At 74.9% G+C, this 16,801-nt stretch carries 15 protein-coding genes; 11 read left to right on the plus strand and 4 right to left on the minus strand.

Annotated features, from left to right (window positions below):
* Nucleotides 1–99 precede the first annotated feature (99 nt).
* The 6 genes from CHB98_RS01765 to glfT1 all read left to right on the plus strand — a co-directional run bounded on the left by CHB98_RS01765 (nt 100) and on the right by glfT1 (nt 7,998).
* On the plus strand, nt 100–720 hold the full coding sequence (locus tag CHB98_RS01765; protein ID WP_089303875.1) for a hypothetical protein: 621 nt from the start codon (nt 100–102) through the stop codon (nt 718–720).
* The gene (locus tag CHB98_RS01770) at nt 717–3,248 is read left to right on the plus strand and encodes a hypothetical protein (RefSeq protein ID WP_089303876.1); all 2,532 of its coding nucleotides are present in this window, start codon (nt 717–719) and stop codon (nt 3,246–3,248) included. Before CHB98_RS01765 ends, CHB98_RS01770 begins: the two co-directional genes overlap by 4 nt.
* A 299-nt stretch (nt 3,249–3,547) precedes the next feature.
* Complete coding sequence (locus CHB98_RS01775) at nt 3,548–5,404, plus strand: glycosyltransferase (RefSeq protein ID WP_089303877.1); 1,857 nt, start codon at nt 3,548–3,550, stop codon at nt 5,402–5,404.
* A 3-nt stretch (nt 5,405–5,407) separates the two neighbouring features.
* Complete coding sequence (gene wzm / locus CHB98_RS01780) at nt 5,408–6,307, plus strand: galactan export ABC transporter permease subunit Wzm/RfbD (protein WP_245820849.1); 900 nt, start codon at nt 5,408–5,410, stop codon at nt 6,305–6,307.
* Nucleotides 6,308–6,321: 14 nt separating this feature from the next.
* Nucleotides 6,322–7,083, plus strand: a complete 762-nt coding sequence (wzt, locus tag CHB98_RS01785; protein ID WP_089303878.1) for a galactan export ABC transporter ATP-binding subunit Wzt/RfbE — start codon at nt 6,322–6,324, stop codon at nt 7,081–7,083.
* Nucleotides 7,084–7,998 (plus strand): galactofuranosyltransferase GlfT1, encoded by a 915-nt coding sequence (gene glfT1 / locus CHB98_RS01790; protein ID WP_089303879.1) that lies wholly within the window; start codon nt 7,084–7,086, stop codon nt 7,996–7,998.
* A 70-nt stretch (nt 7,999–8,068) separates the two neighbouring features.
* Here glfT1 and glf read toward each other — a convergent pair whose 3' ends face one another.
* A complete protein-coding gene (gene glf / locus CHB98_RS01795; protein WP_089303880.1) occupies nt 8,069–9,253 on the minus strand; it encodes a UDP-galactopyranose mutase in 1,185 nt (394 codons plus the stop codon).
* Between the two features lie 156 nt (nt 9,254–9,409).
* Between glf and CHB98_RS01800 the strand changes: the two genes are divergently transcribed.
* From CHB98_RS01800 to CHB98_RS01815, 4 genes are all read left to right on the plus strand, one after another.
* Nucleotides 9,410–10,342, plus strand: a complete 933-nt coding sequence (locus tag CHB98_RS01800; protein WP_089303881.1) for a glycosyltransferase family 2 protein — start codon at nt 9,410–9,412, stop codon at nt 10,340–10,342.
* Between the two features lies 1 nt (nt 10,343).
* Nucleotides 10,344–11,441 (plus strand): mannose-1-phosphate guanylyltransferase, encoded by a 1,098-nt coding sequence (locus CHB98_RS01805; RefSeq protein ID WP_089303882.1) that lies wholly within the window; start codon nt 10,344–10,346, stop codon nt 11,439–11,441.
* A 22-nt stretch (nt 11,442–11,463) separates the two neighbouring features.
* Nucleotides 11,464–12,234 carry an SDR family NAD(P)-dependent oxidoreductase gene (locus tag CHB98_RS01810; protein ID WP_089303883.1) on the plus strand — a complete coding sequence of 257 codons (771 nt, stop codon included), beginning with the start codon at nt 11,464–11,466 and terminating at the stop codon, nt 12,232–12,234.
* A gap of 214 nt (nt 12,235–12,448) precedes the next feature.
* Entirely contained in the window at nt 12,449–13,204 is a 756-nt protein-coding gene (locus CHB98_RS01815; protein ID WP_245820850.1) for a DNA-3-methyladenine glycosylase family protein, read from the plus strand.
* Between the two features lie 85 nt (nt 13,205–13,289).
* On the opposite strand, the gene rfbA is transcribed toward CHB98_RS01815, so the two are convergent.
* From rfbA to cofD, 3 genes are read right to left on the minus strand one after another with little or no spacing between them, the layout of a single operon-like run.
* On the minus strand, nt 13,290–14,162 hold the full coding sequence (gene rfbA / locus CHB98_RS01820) for a glucose-1-phosphate thymidylyltransferase RfbA (RefSeq protein ID WP_089303885.1): 873 nt from the start codon (nt 14,160–14,162) through the stop codon (nt 13,290–13,292).
* Between the two features lie 28 nt (nt 14,163–14,190).
* On the minus strand, nt 14,191–15,258 hold the full coding sequence (locus CHB98_RS01825; protein ID WP_089303886.1) for a coenzyme F420-0:L-glutamate ligase: 1,068 nt from the start codon (nt 15,256–15,258) through the stop codon (nt 14,191–14,193).
* Nucleotides 15,251–16,225: a 2-phospho-L-lactate transferase gene (cofD, locus tag CHB98_RS01830; protein WP_245820851.1), complete on the minus strand. Its 975-nt coding sequence runs from the start codon at nt 16,223–16,225 to the stop codon at nt 15,251–15,253. Before cofD ends, CHB98_RS01825 begins: the two co-directional genes overlap by 8 nt.
* Nucleotides 16,226–16,457: 232 nt before the next feature.
* Between cofD and CHB98_RS01835 the strand changes: the two genes are divergently transcribed.
* Nucleotides 16,458–16,790 carry a WhiB family transcriptional regulator gene (locus tag CHB98_RS01835; protein ID WP_089303888.1) on the plus strand — a complete coding sequence of 111 codons (333 nt, stop codon included), beginning with the start codon at nt 16,458–16,460 and terminating at the stop codon, nt 16,788–16,790.
* Nucleotides 16,791–16,801: the final 11 nt, after the last annotated feature.

Here is a 16,801-nt window from a genome sequence, read left to right on the forward strand (position 1 = left end):
AGTGCAACCCGGGTCGGCCGCTGTCCCGTGCGGGGCACGGGTCCCGCCTGCCGCCCGGACACCGATGACCGCCCCCCGTGGGCGACCTGGGAGTGCCCGATGCCCCGCAACACCCGCCGCCGTCGCCGCCCCACCCTGCTCCTGGTGACCCTGCTCCTGGTCGCCGGGGCGCTGGGCCTCTGGACCCGGACCGGGGACACGGTGCCGGCCGCGGCCGGCACCGCCCCGGCCGCCCCGTCGGCGGGTGCGCCGACGCCCTCGGCGCCCACGGCCACGGCGCCCACGTCCGCGACCCGGGACGAGCCCACGGGGGAGGAGCCCGGCGACGACGCGGCGCGGACCGCGGCGCAGACCACCGCGCGGACCACGGCGCAGCCGACCGCCCCCACCGCGCCCGACGGCGAGCAGGCCGCCGGGCCCGCGGCGGCCGCCGTCGCGCTGACCTACGCCGGCTACGACGCCGCCGTCGGTGCCGTCGTCGCCGGCGGCTACGCGGCCGACGTCGTGGAGGTCGACGCCACCTGCACGCTGGCCCTCAGCCGCGACGGCGTCGAGCTGCGCGGCGAGGCGCTGGGCACGCCCAGCGCAGCCACCACCGACTGCGGCGAGGTGCGGGTGGGCGGCGACGCGCTGACCCCCGGCACCTGGCAGGCGGTGCTCGTCTACACCTCCGCGACGTCGGCCGGCGAGTCCGCCGCCGTGGAGGTGGAGGTCCCGTGACGTCTCGCCTGCGCCTGGTCGCCACCTGCCTGCTCGCCCTGGGCCTGGCGTTCGTCGCCACCGGCGGCTCCGCGCCGCCGCTGCAGCCGGACCTGACCGAGTCGGCCGAGCTGGGACTGTTCGACCCCGGGAACATCATCGACGACGACCTCTTCTACAACGCCGGCGCGATGGACGCCGCGCAGATCCAGGGCTTCCTCGTCACCAAGGGCAGCGCGTGCTCCGGTGACCTGTGCCTCAAGAACCTGCGGCAGGACACCTGGAGCCGCACGGCGGACCAGTACTGCGCGGCCTACGCGGGCCGGGAGCGGGAGACGGCGGCGGAGATCCTCGCCAAGGTCTCCCGCGCCTGCGGGGTCAACCCGCAGGTGCTGCTCGTGCTCCTGCAGAAGGAGCAGGGCCTGATCCGGACGGCGGAGCCGACGGAGCGGAAGCTGCGCATCGCGGTCGGGTACGGCTGCCCGGACACCGCCCCCTGCGACGCCCAGTACTACGGCTTCTACAACCAGCTCTACCACGCGGCCCACCGCTTCCAGTACTACCGGGCGAACCCGGCGAAGTTCGGCCACCGGGCGGGCGTCACCAACAACGTCCGGTACCACCCGAACGCCGACTGCGGCACCCTGCGGGTCTACATCCAGAACCAGGCCACCGCGGGGCTGTACAACTACACCCCCTACACGCCGAACAAGGCCGCTCTGGACGCCGGTTACGGCACCGGGGACGCCTGCTCGGCGTACGGCAACCGCAACTTCTTCAGCTACTTCACCGACTGGTTCGGCAGCACCCAGTCCGGCCCGGCGTCCATCGACGACAAGTACACGCACCTGCGGGCCTCCGGGGTGGACCTGGGCGGCTCGACCTCCCGGGTGACCTGCGACCAGCCCCACGGCGGCTGCTACCGCAGCTACCAGGGCGGCACGATCTTCTGGTCCCGGGACACCGGCCCCCACGTCGTCCGGGGGGCGATCCTCGAGCGCTACCTGTCCCTCGGCGGCCCGCGCCTGCTGGGCTACCCGACCGGCGACGACACCGCGGCCCCGTTCGGCACCGGCTGGTACACCGACTTCCAGGGCGGTGCCATCTACTGGTCGTCGGCCACCGGCGCCCGCGAGGTGCGCGGCGTGCTGCTCGCCACCTGGCGGGCCAAGAACGCCCAGGCCGGGGTGCTGGGCTACCCGGTCGGCGGGGACGAGGCCGTCCCCGGCGGTTTCCGCACCCGCTTCCAGGGCGGGACGCTCTACTGGTCGGCCACCACCGGCGCCCGGATGCTCCGCGGCGCGCTGCTCGCGCGCTACGAGAGCGCCGGCGGCCCCCGGGCGCTCGGCTTCCCGACGAGGGACGACGGCCCGACCCGGGGCGGCGCCACGGTCGAGCTGCAGGGCGGGGCGATCTACTGGTCCCCGGACACCGGGGCGCACGTCGTCCGCGGGGCCGTGCTCCGCAAGTGGCGGCAGTGGGGGGCGGAGTCCGGGCAGCTGGGCTACCCGACGGGTGGCGAGACCGCCGTCGCGTCGGGCGTGCGGGCGACCTTCACGGGGGGCGACGTCTTCTGGTCCTCCTCGACCGGCGCGAGGGTCCTGCGCGGGCCGGTCCTGCAGCGCTACCTCGCCCACGGCGGGCCGAGGGTTCTCGGCTTCCCGACGACGCACGACGTCGCTGCAGCCGGGGGCGGCCGCCGGGCCGAGCTGCAGGGCGGGGCGGTGTACTGGTCACGGGAGACCGGGGCGCACGTGGTGCGGGGGGACATCCTGGCCCGCTGGCGCCAGCTGGGTGGGGAGTCCGGCCGGCTGGGGTACCCGATCGGCAGTGACGCGGCCACGGCCCGCGGCGGCTACGTGACCGCCTTCCGCAACGGCACGATCTACTGGTCGAGGTCGACCGGGCCCAAGGTGCTGCGGGGCGCGATCCTGCGGCGGTACGAGGCCCACGGGGGCCCGGGCGTGCTGGGCTTCCCGACCGCGGACGAGGTCTCCATCCGCGGCGGCGCGAGGGCCGAGCTGCAGGGCGGGGCGGTGTACTGGTCACCGGAGACCGGGGCGCACGTGGTGCGGGGGGACATCCTGGCCCGCTGGCGCCAGCTGGGTGGGGAGTCCGGCCGGCTGGGGTACCCGATCGGCAGTGACGCGGCCACGGCCCGCGGCGGCTACGTGACCGCCTTCCGCAACGGCACGATCTACTGGTCGAGGTCGACCGGGCCCAAGGTGCTGCGGGGCGCGATCCTGCGGCGGTACGAGGCCCACGGGGGCCCGGGCGTGCTGGGCTTCCCGACCGCGGACGAGGTCTCCATCCGCGGCGGCGCGAGGGCCGAGCTGCAGGGCGGGGCGGTGTACTGGTCACCGGAGACCGGGGCCCGCGTGGTCGAGGCCCCCGCCGCACGGGCCTACGCCGACATGGGCGGTCCGGCGTCCTGGCTCGGGTTCGTGACGCGCGACACCCGTGCCGTGTCCGGCGGTCGCCGGACCGACTTCCAGGGCGGCCACCTGCTGGTCACCGCGGACGGCAGGGTCACCGCCCACCGCGGCTGACCTGCGCCGACGGCGGCGGCCGCCGGTCCCCGCGGTGGGACCGGCGGCCGCCGCCGTGCGGCCGTGCGGTCGGCGTGGGGCGGGACGGACGGGTCCGTGCGGCCACGTGGTGGCGCTGTGACGGACGGGGGCCGGTGCCCCGGCCGGTGGCGGGCCCGGACCGGGTGGCGCGGTTATGCTGCCGACGTCGAACCGGTCCGGGGCCCAGTCCTCGGTGTGGCCGGTGGGTCGCCCGTGCCTGCGGGTGGACCGAGCGGGCCGGCCCCGTACACGCCGTCGTCCTGAGGACTGCACATCCAATGACCACCACATCCGCCGAGCCCGCCGCCGCGCAGGAGCAGCCGGACACCGCCAGCCTGGCGCAGCGGGTGCTGACCCTGCCACCTGCCCTCGGCCTGCCGGCCGAGCTGTACGCCAAGCGGGTCCAGGGCCGCGTCCGCCTGCAGCGGACCGCGTTCACCCTGGACCCCCACGCGGCGCTGAGCACCAACACCTACTTCGGCCGGGTCCCCGCGTCCTACTGGCAGCGCTGGACCGGTGTCACCGAGGTGACCTTCGAGGCCGAGTACGCCGGCACCGGCGTCGTCGAGCTGTTCGCCAGCGACTTCGCCGGCGAGGAGCGCACCGTGGGCGGGCAGGCGCTCGACGGCGAGGGCCGCGTGCGGCTCACCGTGGCCGTCGACAAGTTCGTCGACGGCGGCGCGGTCTGGGCGGACTTCCGCGCCGGCGAGGCCGAGCTGTCCGTCTCCGGCGCGCGCTGGACGATCCCGCACCCGCCGCGGCCGCGGCGGACCTCCGTGGTCATCTGCACGCACAACCGGCCCACGGACTGCGTCAAGACCCTGCAGGCGCTGGCCGCCGACCTCCCCGCGCTCGACGCGCTGGACACCGTCTACGTCGTCGACCAGGGCGACAAGCGGGTGTCCGCGCAGCCGGAGTTCGCGCAGATCTCCGCCGACCTCGCCGGCCGGCTGCGCTACATCACCCAGGCCAACCTCGGCGGCGCCGGGGGCTTCACCCGCGGCATGTACGAGATCGCCGAGGTCCAGGCCGAGCACCACGCCAACATCCTGTTCATGGACGACGACATCGTCCTGGAGCCGGAGTCGATCATCCGGCTGACCGCGTTCGCCAACTCCGCGCGGCAGCCGATCATCGTGGGCGCGCAGATGCTCTACGCGCTGCACCCGAAGCGGCTGCACACCGGCGCGGAGTACGCCGACCTCAGCACGCTGGAGGCCGGCAAGGTCGTCTCCGGCGCGCTGTGGAACGAGGACATGACCGAGGAGAACCAGGAGGTCCGCGTCGACGCGGTCTACAACGCCTGGTGGAGCGCCATCCTCCCCTCGGAGATCGTGTCGGCGACCGGCTACCCGCTGCCGGTGTTCTTCCAGTGGGACGACATCGAGTACGGCCACCGGGCCCGCGAGAACGGCTTCACCACGGTCACCCTCCCCGGGGCCGGCGTGTGGCACGCGGACTTCACCTGGAAGGACCAGGACGACTGGTCCCGGTACTTCAGCGTCCGCAACAGCCTGATCACCGCCGCCCTGCACTCGGGGTTCTCCGGCCGCGGCCTGGCCCGCGTGCTGTTCGGGCGCATGGTCGCCTACGTGACCGCCATGCAGTACGGCCTGACCGCGACCGCGATCAAGGGCGTCGAGGACTTCCTCGCCGGCCCGGAGGTGCTGCGCGACGGCGGCCAGCGGGCACTCACCGAGGTCCGCGAGCTGCGCCGGGCCTACCCCGAGACGGTGCGGCACAGCGCCTCCGACGTCCCGGGGATGACGCTGCGCGGCGAGGACACCGAGCGCGCCGACCCGCACCCGTCGATGCTCAAGGCCGTCCTCGCCAAGCGCGTCCTGTGGCAGCTGACCGGCCGCACCTCCGGCGCGGCGAACGTCCCGCTCGAGGACTCGCAGTGGTGGCACGTGTCCCGGTTCCGGAAGGTCGTCGTCACCGACGCCTCCCAGGAGGGCGTGCGGATCCGCCGGTTCGACCGGGACACCGCCGTGCGGCTGGTCCGCGAGTCCGCCGCGGTCTGCCTGCGCCTGGCCAAGGAGGGCCCGGCGGTGGCCGCCGCCTACCGCCAGGCGCTGCCGGAGCTCACCAGCCGGGAGAACTGGCGGCGGCTGTTCGACGGCGGGGCCGAGTAGGCCATGGCGTCGAGCAGCACGGCGTCCAGCAGCACGACCGCGCCCGGCTCCGCCGCGGCCACCGCCCCGGCGGCCCCGCCGGGCGTCAAGCCCCCGGGCCCCGACTTCCGCTCGGCGTTCCGCGACCTCGCCCGCGGCTGGGGGCAGCGCGAGCTGTGGCTGCAGCTGGGCTGGCAGGACATCCGCCAGCGCTACCGGCGCTCGGTCCTCGGCCCGATCTGGATCACCATCAGCATGGCGGTCACCGCCATCGCCCTCGGGATCCTGTACTCCGCGCTGTTCGGCCTGGACCTGGCGACGCTGCTGCCGCACGTCCTCGTCGGGATGATCGTGTGGACGTTCATCGCCGGGTGCATCTCCGAGGGCTCGGAGGTGTTCGTGGCGAACTCCGGCCTGATCACCCACCTGCCCGCGCCGATCAGCATCCACGTGTACCGGCTGGTGTGGCGCCAGACGCTGTTCTTCGCGCACAACCTGATCGTCTACGGCGTCATGCTGCTGGTGTTCCCGCAGCCGCTGTGGTGGACCGACCTGTCGATCTTCCTGGCGTTCGCCCTGCTCGTCGTCAACGGCATGTGGGTCGCGCTGCTCGTCGGCATCGTCAGCACCCGGTTCCGCGACCTGCCGCCGGTGATCCAGAGCGTCGTCCAGCTGCTGTTCTTCCTGACGCCGATCGTCTGGATGTACGACGTCCTGCTGGCCAACCCGGCCGTCGCCGAGCGGGCACGGTGGGTGGAGGTCAACCCGCTGTTCCACTTCGTGGAGCTCGTCCGGCGCCCGATGCTGGGCCAGGACCAGGAGTGGCGCACCTGGTTCATCGTCTCGGGCATCGCCGTCGTCGGCTGGGCCCTGACGCTGCTGGTCATGCGGCGCTACCGCGGCCGCGTCGCGTACTGGGTCTGAGGGAGAGCCACCCCATGGTCAGCATCGACGTCCACGACGCCTGCGTCGACTTCCCGATCTTCGACGCGAAGTCGCGGTCCCTCAAGCACACCGTGCTGGGCGTGGTGGGCGGCAACGTGGCCGCCAACACCCGCAAGGTCGTGGTGATCGAGGCGCTGCGCGGCATCGACCTGCACCTGCGCGACGGCGACCGGCTGGCGCTGGTCGGCCACAACGGGGCGGGCAAGTCCACGCTGCTGCGGCTGCTGTCGGGCATCTACGAGCCGACCCGCGGGCAGGCCCTGGTCAACGGCCGGGTCGCCCCGGTGTTCGACCTCGGCGTCGGGATGGACCCGGAGATCTCCGGGCTGGAGAACATCCTGGTGCGCGGCCTGTTCCTCGGCATGAGCCGCAAGCAGATGGAGGCCCGGGTCGACGACATCGCCGAGTTCACCGAGCTCGGCAACTTCCTGCACATGCCGCTGCGCACCTACTCCACCGGCATGCGGGTGCGCCTGGCGCTCGGCGTCGTCACCAGCATCGACCCGGAGATCCTGCTGCTCGACGAGGGCATCGGCGCGGTCGACGCCGCGTTTCTCGAGCGGGCCAAGGGCCGGCTCAAGGACCTCGTGGACCGCGCCGGGCTGCTCGTCTTCGCGTCGCACTCCGACGACCTGCTCCAGCAGCTGTGCACCTCGGCGCTGTGGATGGAGCACGGCACCATCCGCCAGCAGGGCCCGCTCGACGAGGTCCTCGACGCCTACAAGGGCCGCGAGCACGCGCCCTCGGGGGGCTGAGTGTCCGCAGCGGCGCCCCACCCGGACGGCGAGCGGGTCGTCGCGGTCATCGTCACCCGGCACCGGCCGGAGTCCCTCGCGCAGGCGCTGGAGGCCCTGGCGGTGCAGACCCGGCCGGTGGACTCCGTCGTCGTCGTCGACAACGGCCCGGACCAGCCGGCCGAGGAGGTCGTGCGCAGCTGCGGGCTGCCGCACACCTACCTGCTCTCCCAGGCCAACCTCGGCGGCGCCGGCGGGTTCGCCCTCGGCATGCTCACCGCGCTCGCCGACGGGGCGGACTGGGTGTGGTGCGCCGACGACGACGGCCGGCCCGCCGACGAGCACGTGCTGGCGACCCTGCTGTCGGTGGCCCGGGCGCGCGGGCTGGCCGAGGTGTCACCCGCGGTCGCCGACATCGACGCGCCGGGCAGCTTCGCCTTCCCGGTGCGCACCGGCCTGCGCTGGAAGGGCGACCGGGCCGGCCTCGGCGGCGAGGACTTCCTGCCCGGCTACGCCTCGCTGTTCAACGGCGCGCTGTTCGCCGCGGCCACGCTCGCCCAGACCGGCGTGCCGGACCTGCGGCTGTTCGCCCGCGGCGACGAGACGGAGATCCACCGCCGGCTGGTGCGCGCCGGGCTGCCCTTCGGCACCGCGCTGCACGCCACCTACCTGCACCCCAACGGCCGGGACGAGTTCAAGCCGATCCTCGGCGGGCGGCTGAGCGCGCAGTACCCCGAGTCGGAGTGGAAGCGCTTCTACACCTACCGCAACCGCGGCTACCTGATGCGCCAGCCGGGCATGCGCTGGCTGTTCCCGCTGGAGCTGGTCCGGTTCGGCTGGTTCTTCCTCGTCACCCGCCGCGACCTCCCCGGGTTCCGGGACTGGCTGCGCCTGGTGCGCGCCGGCCGCGCGGAGCGGTTCACCCCCGCGGGCTGAAGCGCTGGAACGGCCGCCCCTCAGGGCCCCGCGCCGAGCGTGCGAGGCGCGGGGGGAGGGGTGGTCCTCCTCAGTCGTCGAGGCTGCCGTCGAGCGAGCCGCCCTGGTCGAAGAAGGGGCGGATGCGGTTCTCGAACATGGTGAGCGCCGAGCCGATGGCCATGTGCATGTCGAGGTACTTGTAGGTGCCCAGCCGCCCGCCGAACAGGACCCGCTTCTCGGCGGCCTCCTTGGCGGCCAGCTCCCGGTAGCGCTCCAGCTTGGCGCGGTCCTCAGGCGTGTTGATCGGGTAGTACGGCTCGTCGCCGGTCTCGGCGAACCGGGAGTACTCGCGGACGACGACGGTCTTGTCCGTCGGGTAGTCCCGCTCGGGGTGGAAGTGCCGGAACTCGTGGATCCGGGTGAAGGGCACGTCCTCGTCGGCGTAGTTCATGACCGACGTCCCCTGGAAGTCCCCGACGGGCAGGACCTCGGTCTCGAAGTCCAGCGTCCGCCAGCCGAGCTCGCCGGCCTGGTAGTCGAAGTACTTGTCGATCGGCCCGGTGAACACCGTCGGGACGTCGGCCGGCAGGTCCTCGCGGACGTCGAAGTAGTCCGTCTGCAGCCGCACCTCGATGTTCGGGTGGTCGGCCATCCGCGTCAGCCACGCGGTGTAGCCGTCCTTGGGCAGGCCCTCGTAGGTGTCGTTGAAGTACCGGTTGTCGAACGTGTAGCGCACCGGGAGGCGGGCGATCACCGCGGCGGGCAGCTCGGTGGGCTCGGTCTGCCACTGCTTCTTCGTGTAGCCGCGGATGAACGCCTCGTACAGCGGGCGGCCGATCAGGGAGATCGCCTTCTCCTCGAGGTTGGCGGCCTCGGCGGTGTCGATCTCGCCGGCCTGCTCGGCGACCAGCGCCCGGGCCTCGCTGGGGGAGAAGCTGCGGCCGAAGAACTGGCAGAGCGTGGCCAGGTTCATCGGCAGCGAGTAGGTCTGCCCCTGGTAGGTCGAGTAGACCTTGTGCTGGTACGTCGTGAACTCGGTGAACTGGTTGACGTACTGCCAGACCCGCTCGTTGGACGTGTGGAACAGGTGGGCGCCGTAGACGTGCACCTCGATGCCGGTCTCCGGCTCGGGCGCGGAGTAGGCGTTGCCCCCGAGGTGGTCGCGGCGGTCGATGACCAGCACGCGCTTGTCCAGCTGGGTGGCGACCCGCTCGGCGACCGTGAGGCCGAAGAACCCGGAGCCGACGACGACGAGATCAGGACTGGGAGTCACGCCTGGCGACTGTACCGGCGGGGGACGGCGTGAACGGGGCGTTGCAGGTGGACGTGTGACGGGCCCGTCCCCCTCGTCACACCGGCCCCGTGCAGCCCAGCCGGCGTGCCGTGGGGCGCCCGCCGGCGCCGGGACGCGCCTCGTAGGGTCTCCCGCGTGAGCGCACCCCGGCCGGACGCCCCCCTCCGCGTGGTGGCGGTGACGTACTCGCCGGGCGAGGTCCTGGAGGGCTTCGTCGAGTCGCTCGCCGGGGCCGCCACGCGGCCGGTCGAGGTGGTGCTGGCCGACAACGGCTCCACCGACGGCGTCCCGGAGCGGGTCGCCGCCCGCCACCCGCACGTGCGGCTGCTGCGCACCGGCGGCAACGTCGGCTACGGCGCGGCGGTGAACGCCGGGATGGCCGGGCTGACCGAGGGGTACGCCGTCGTCGCCAACCCCGACCTGTGGTTCGAGCCCGGCTCGGTCGACGAGCTGCTGGCCGTGGCCGCCCGGTGGCCGCGCGCGGCCACGGTGGGCCCGGCGATCCGCACGCCGGGCGGGGAGCTCTACCCCTCCGCCCGCGACCTGCCGCGGCTGTCCACCGGCGCGGGGCACGCGCTGCTCGGCTGGGCCTGGCCGGGCAACCCGTGGACGGCGCGGTACCGGCGGGAGCGGGAGGAGCCCCGGGAGCGGCCGGCCGGCTGGCTGTCGGGCTCCTGCCTGCTCGTCGACGTCGCCGCCTTCTGGTCCGTCGGCGGCTTCGACCCCGGCTACTTCATGTACTTCGAGGACGTCGACCTCGCCCAGCGGCTGTCCCGCCGCGGCTGGCTGCACGTCTACGCGCCGTCGGCCGTGGTCACCCACGAGGGCGGCCACGCGACGCGCCGGGAGCCGCACCGCATGCAGCGGGTGCACCACACCAGCGCGCTGCGCTACCTGTCCGCGCAGTACCCGCTGCGCCGGCACGCCCCCCTGCGAGGGGCCTTCCGGGTCGGCCTGGGCGGCCGGATGCTCGTCTCCTACGTGAGCGGGCGGGTGGCCGCGGGGGCCCGCTTCCAGCGCCGCGCCGACGGGGTGGGCCGGGCGGCGCGCACGCAGGGGACGGACTGACGTGCGGCACGCGGTGGTCATGGCCGGCGGGTCCGGCACGCGGCTGTGGCCGCTGTCCCGGGGCGGCCGGCCCAAGCAGCTGATCGACGTCGTGGCCGGCCCGGACGGCGGCGCGCACAGCCTGCTGGCCGAGGCGTTCGCCCGGCTGGAGACCGTGCTGCCGGCCGACCGGATCTGGGTGTGCACCGCCGCCCGCTACGGCGAGCAGGTGCGCGCCGCGCTGCCCCGGCTGCGCGCCGACCGGCTGGTGCTCGAGCCGGTCGCCCGCGACACCGCCAACGCCGTCGGCCTGGCCGCCGCGCTGGTCGCCGACGTGGACCCCGACGCCGAGCTCGCCGTGGTCAGTGCCGACCACGTCATCCGGCCGGTCGAGCGGTTCGCCGCGGCGCTGACCACCGCCTACGACGCGCTCGCCGAGCGCCCGCGGTCGCTGGTCACCCTCGGCGTGCGGCCCACCACGCCGGCCACCGGCTTCGGCTACGTGCGGCGCGGCGCCCCCACCGGGCTGCCCGGAGTGGCCGAGGCGGCGTCCTTCCGCGAGAAGCCCGACCGCGCCACCGCCGAGGCCTACCTCGCCTCGGGGCAGTACCTGTGGAACTCCGGGATGTTCGTCTGGCGCGCGGCCACCGTCCTGCACGCGCTGGCCGACCACCTGCCGGCTAGCGCCGAGGGCCTGGCCCGCGTCGTCGCCGTCCCGGCCGGGCCGCAGCGCGACGCCGTCCTCGCCGAGGTGTTCCCCACGCTGCCGCGGATCAGCGTCGACCACGCCGTCCTGGAGCCGGCGGCCACCGAGCCCGGCCGGGTGCTGGTGGCCGACCTGGACGCGGACTGGCTCGACGTCGGCTCGTGGCCGGCGCTGGCGCAGACCCTGGAGCGGGTGGGGGAGGACGCCGTCGCCGGCCTGGCGGTCACCCTCGACAGCGCCGGCAACATCGTGTTCAGCGACGACCCCGACCACCTGGTGGCGCTGGTCGGCCTGCGGGACAGCGTCGTCGTGCACACCGCGGACGTGACCATGGTGTGCCCGGTGGCCGACGCCGAGCGGGTCAAGCAGCTGCTGGCCGCCGTCGAGGAGCGGCACGGGTCGAGGTTCAGCTGAGCGGCGTCGCTAGCCTGCCCGCGTGAAGAGCTTCGACGTCGCCGCTGTCGTCTCCGGCGGGGCCTCCGGCCTGGGTGCGGCCACCGTCCGGGCGCTGGCCGCCCGCGGGGCCGCCGTGACCGTCCTGGACCGGGACGAGGAGCGGGGGGCCGCGCTCGCCGCCGAGCTGGGCGGGCCCACCACCTTCGCGCGCACCGACGTCACCGACGAGGCCTCGGTGCAGGCGGCGGTGGCGGACGCGACGGGCAAGGACCGGCCGCTGCGGATCGCGGTCAACTGCGCCGGCATCGGCTGGGCGCAGCGCACGGTGGGCAAGGGCGACGTCCCGCACGACCTGGAGCCGTTCGTGCGCACCGTCATGGTGAACCTGGTCGGCACGTTCAACGTGCTGCGGCTGGCCGCCGCCGCGATGGCCGCCACCGAGCCCGGGGAGGACGGCGAGCGCGGCGTCGTCGTGAACACCGCCTCCATCGCCGCCTACGACGGGCAGATCGGCCAGGTGGCCTACGCCGCGTCCAAGGGCGGCATCGTCGGCCTGACCCTCCCCGCGGCGCGCGACCTCGCCGGCATCGGCGTGCGGGTGTGCACCATCGCCCCCGGCCTGGTGGACACGCCGCTGCTGGCCGGCCTGCCCGAGGAGGCCCGCCGCAACCTCGCCGCGGGCATACCCTTCCCGAGGCGCCTCGGCCGCCCGGAGGACTTCGCCCAGCTCGCCCTGGACGTCGTCGAGCACGGCTACCTCAACGGCGAGGTCATCCGGATGGACGGCGCGCTGCGGATGGCGCCGCGCTGACCCCGCCGATCGCCGGTCCCTCTTCCCCGGGGAGCACCACCTGAGCACCACCACGCTGGACGCGCCCTCGTTCACCGACACCTGGCGGCCGCACTGGCCGCTGGACCTGCGCCGCACCCTGTACCCGCACCAGCGCAGCGCCGGTGACCCGGCCCTGCAGCACCGCGACGACGGCTGCTGGCGCACGGCCACCACCGCCGACGGCCCGGCGACCGTGCACGTCAGCGTCCGCGGCGGCGAGGTGCACGTGCGCGCCTGGGGCCCGGGTGCGGAGCGGGCCGGGGCGGCGGTGCCGGCCTGGCTGGGCGCCGACGACCGGCCGGAGGAGTTCGAGGCCGGCGGGCACCCGCTGCTGGACCGGGTGCACCGCGCCTCGCCGTGGCTGCGGATGAGCCGCACCGGGCGCACCTGGGACGCGCTGGTGCCCGCCGTCCTGGAGCAGAAGGTGACCGTCGTCGAGGCCCACCGCGTGTGGCGCGCACTGCTGCGGCTGGCCGGCGACCCCGCCCCCGGCCCGGCGCCCGCGGCGATGCGGGTGGTGCCCAGCCCGCAGCGGGTGCTGGCGGTCACCGACTGGGAGTGGCACCGGTGCGGGCTGGACGGCGCCCGCCGCCGGGCGCTGCGCGCGGTGGCCTCCGTGGCCGCCCGGCTGGAGCCCGGCGAGGAGATCGACTGCCGGGACCTGCAGCGCCGGCTGCGCACCGTGCCCGGCGTCGGCGTCTGGACGGCGGCCGAGGTGGTGCAGCGCGTCTTCGGCTGCCCCGACACGGTCAGCTACGGCGACTACCACCTGAAGAACCTGGTCGGCTGGTCGCTGGCCGGCGTGCGGACCGACGACGACGGCATGATGCAGCTGCTCGAACCCTGGCGCGGGCAGCGGCAGCGCGTCGTCCGGCTGCTGGCCATCGGTGGCAGCCGCCCGCCCCGGCGCGGCCCGCGGAACGCCCCGACCGACCACCGCCGCATCTGAGCCGCCCCCGGCACAGGAGGCGGTGCATGCGTCCCTGGTGCTCGGAGCGTGGGCATTGCCTCCTGTGCCCGGGGCGGCGCGGCGCTCAGATGACGGGGTCGTCCAGCAGGCGCAGGAGGTAGTCGCCGTAGCCGCTCTTGCCCAGCGGCTCGGCGGCGCGGCGCAGGCCGTCGTCGTCCAGCCAGCCCTGCCGCCAGGCGACCTCCTCGATGCAGCCGATCTTGAGTCCCTGCCGCTCCTCGACGACGGACACGAACTCGGTGGCCTGCCGCAGCGAGGCGAAGGTGCCGGTGTCCAGCCAGGCGGTGCCGCGGTCCAGCACGGTCACGGTGAGCCGGCCCTCGCGCAGGTAGTGCTCGTTGACGGCGGTGATCTCCAGCTCGCCGCGGGCGCTGGGCCGGGTGGCCCGGGCCACCTCGACCACCGACGACTCGTAGAAGTACAGCCCCGGGACGGCGTAGGAGCTCTTGGGCACCGCCGGCTTCTCCTCGATGGACAGCACCCGCCCGTCGGCGTCGAACTCCACCACGCCGTAGTCCTGCGGGTTGGCCACGTGGTAGGCGAACACGTGCCCGCCGTCGGGGTCGGGCAGCCGGCCCAGCGCCGTGCCCAGCCCCGCGCCGTAGAAGATGTTGTCGCCCAGCACGAGGGCCACCGAGGAGTCGCCGACGAAGTCCGCGCCGATGACGAAGGCCTGGGCCAGCCCCTCGGGCCGCGGCTGGGCGGCGTACTCGATGCGCATGCCCAGCCGGCTGCCGTCGCCCAGCAGCGCGCGGAACGCGGCGGAGTCGGCCGGGGTGGTGATGACCAGCACCTCGCGGACGCCGGCCATCATCAGCGTGGACAGCGGGTAGTAGATCATCGGCTTGTCGTAGACGGGCATCAGCTGCTTGCTGACCGCCTGCGTGATGGGGAACAGGCGGCTGCCGGTGCCCCCGGCCAGGATGATCCCGCGCATGATCGGCGACGCTACCCAGCGCGCCCGCTCACGGAGCCGGCGAGCCGAGCCACAACCTCCCCACGAGTGAGGTGCCGCCGGGGGTGCCCACCGGCTCCCAGCGGGTCGTCCACCCCTCGGCGTGCAGCTGCACCACCACCGCGCCCACCAGCGCCCCGAGGTTGAGCGCCGTGGTGGTGGTGGCCCGCTCCGGCAGGTGCACGTCGACCACGCCGTCGCCCTCGCCGCCGTAGCGCAGCACCACGGGGAACTCCGGCAGCGCGGCCGTCGCGACGCGGAACGCCGCGCCGACGGCGTCCAGCTCACCGGGCCGGGGGACCAGGTCGCGGCCGGGCACCCGGGTGGCCAGCAGGTCGCGGCTGCCGTAGGGGAACAGGTCGCCGGGACCCAGCCGGACCAGCGGCCGGGTGCCGGCGTCGTCCTCCGGCGGGTCGAACGGCAGGCCGCGGACGACGGCCACCGGGATGCCGGCCAGCTTGCCCTTCACCAGGTCCGCGGCGGCGGCCAGCTCGTCGACGAGCGCCACCTGCGTGGTCTCCAGCCGGTTGCCGTGCGCGTCGACGGCGCCGCGCAGGTCGACCAGCGCGGGGACGCCGGCCGAGCCGACGGCGACGTCGGTGAGCCCGTCGCGCCAGGTGCGGCCGAAGGTGTCGCTGACGACGACCGCGACCGTGACGCCGAGCAGCTCGCGCAGCCGGTCGCGCAGCGCCCGGGCGGAGGCGTCGGCGTCCTCGGGCAGCAGCACCAGCGCGTCGCCGGCCACGTTGGAGGCGTCGATCCCGGCCGCGGCGACCACCCAGCCCTGCCGGGTCTCCACGATCCTCAGCGGACCGCGGCGGGCCACCACCCGCACGGTCTCGGCGTCGATCGCCCGCTGCCGGGCGGCCTCCCGGTCCTCCCCGGGCGCGACCGGCACCAGCCGGTCCTCGACCTTGGACACCACCTTGGAGGTGACGACGACGACGTCGCCGTCGGCCAGCCAGGGCGCGGCCCCGGCGACCGCGGCGGCCAGGTCGTCCCCGGGGGCGAACTCCGGCAGTCCGGGGACGGGGTGGACCGAGACGGAACCCGAGGGACGGGGCCCTTCGTCAGGCACCGGCGGCGTCCAGCGCGGCCCGCGCCAGGGCCGCGGTCGTCCCGGGGGAGGACATCAGCAGCGGGACCGCGCGGACGTCGACGCCGGGCACGGCGGCGCCGTCGCCGGTGTGCACCAGCCAGGCGTCCAGCAGCCCGCCGGCCGAGCGGGCGCCGTAGTGCCGGCCCACGCCCTCCGCGCTGACCTCCACGCCGAGCACCGGCAGGCAGCGGTCGGCCATCCCGCGCACCACGGCCCCGGCCACGATGGGCGAGACGCCCACGATCCGCCCGGGCGTGGCCAGCAGCGCCTCGCGCAGCCCGGGCACCCCGAGGATGGTGCCCACCGAGACGACCGGGTTGGACGGCGCCACGAGCACCGCGTCGGCGGTGGCGAGCGCCTCGGCCACCCCGGGCGCCGGCCGCGCGGCGTCCACCCCGACCTGCACGAAGCCCCGGGCCTCCGGCTCGGCGCGCAGCCGCACCCACCACTCCTGGAAGTGGACCGCCCGCTGCCGCCCGGTCGGGCGCCCCTCCTCGTCGGGGTCGGCCACCACGACGTGGGTCTCCACCCGCTGGTCGCTCATCGGCAGCAGCTCCACGCCGGGCCGCCACCGGTCGGCCAGCGCCGCGGTCACCTGCGACAGCGGGTAGCCGGCGTCCAGCATCCGGGTGCGCACCAGGTGGGTGGCCAGGTCGCGGTCGCCCAGCCCGAACCAGGTCGGCTCGGCCCCGTAGGCGGCCAGCTCCTCGCGCACCGTCCAGCTCTCCCCGGCCCGGCCCCACCCGCGCCCGGGGTCGATGCCGCCGCCGAGGGTGTACATGACGGTGTCCAGGTCCGGGCAGATCCGCAGCCCGTGCACCGTCACGTCGTCGCCGGTGTTGACCACGGCGGTGAGCCGCGCGCCCGGCGCCGCCGCCCGGAGACCGGCCAGGAAGCGCGCCCCGCCGACACCTCCGGCGAGGACGACGATGTGCACGAAACTCATCGTGCCCGATGGGCAGTTGTCCACTGTCACCCGGGCGTGTCGAGGTGTGCAGCGAGAAGTGACGAACGCACCGTGACGGGAGGGGCGGGTGGGGCCGGGCGCTTACACCCGGCGGAGTTGACGCCTCAGCAACGACACGCGTGTAATTCCCGCGGTGTCAACGAGTGCCGAGCGGCCCGGGAACGTCCCGTGGAACGCACATCGGGACGGCAGCGAGAGGGGACGCATCGTCATGGCAGAGGTCTCGTGGTTGAGCGACTACGTCAGCGCGGCAGAGCGGACCGCCGACCACGGCTCCGGAGCGCCGGACGTCGCCGGGCTGTGGAGCGCCGGCCTGGAGGCCGAGGCGCAGTCCTGGCAGGAGCGCGCGCTGTGCGCCGAGACCGACCCCGAGGCGTTCTTCCCCGAGAAGGGCGGCTCGACCCGCGAGGCGAAGAAGATCTGCACCGGCTGCGAGGTCAAGGCCGAGTGCCTGGAGTTCGCGCTCGCCAACGACGAGCGCTTCGGCATCTGGGGCGGGCTGTCCGAGCGGGAGCGCCGCCGCCTGCGCCGCCGCGCGGGTTGAGCGGACACCCT

The sequence above is a fragment of the Geodermatophilus pulveris genome (assembly GCF_900188375.1).
In the GTDB taxonomy this organism is placed as follows: Bacteria; Actinomycetota; Actinomycetes; order Mycobacteriales; family Geodermatophilaceae; genus Geodermatophilus; species Geodermatophilus pulveris.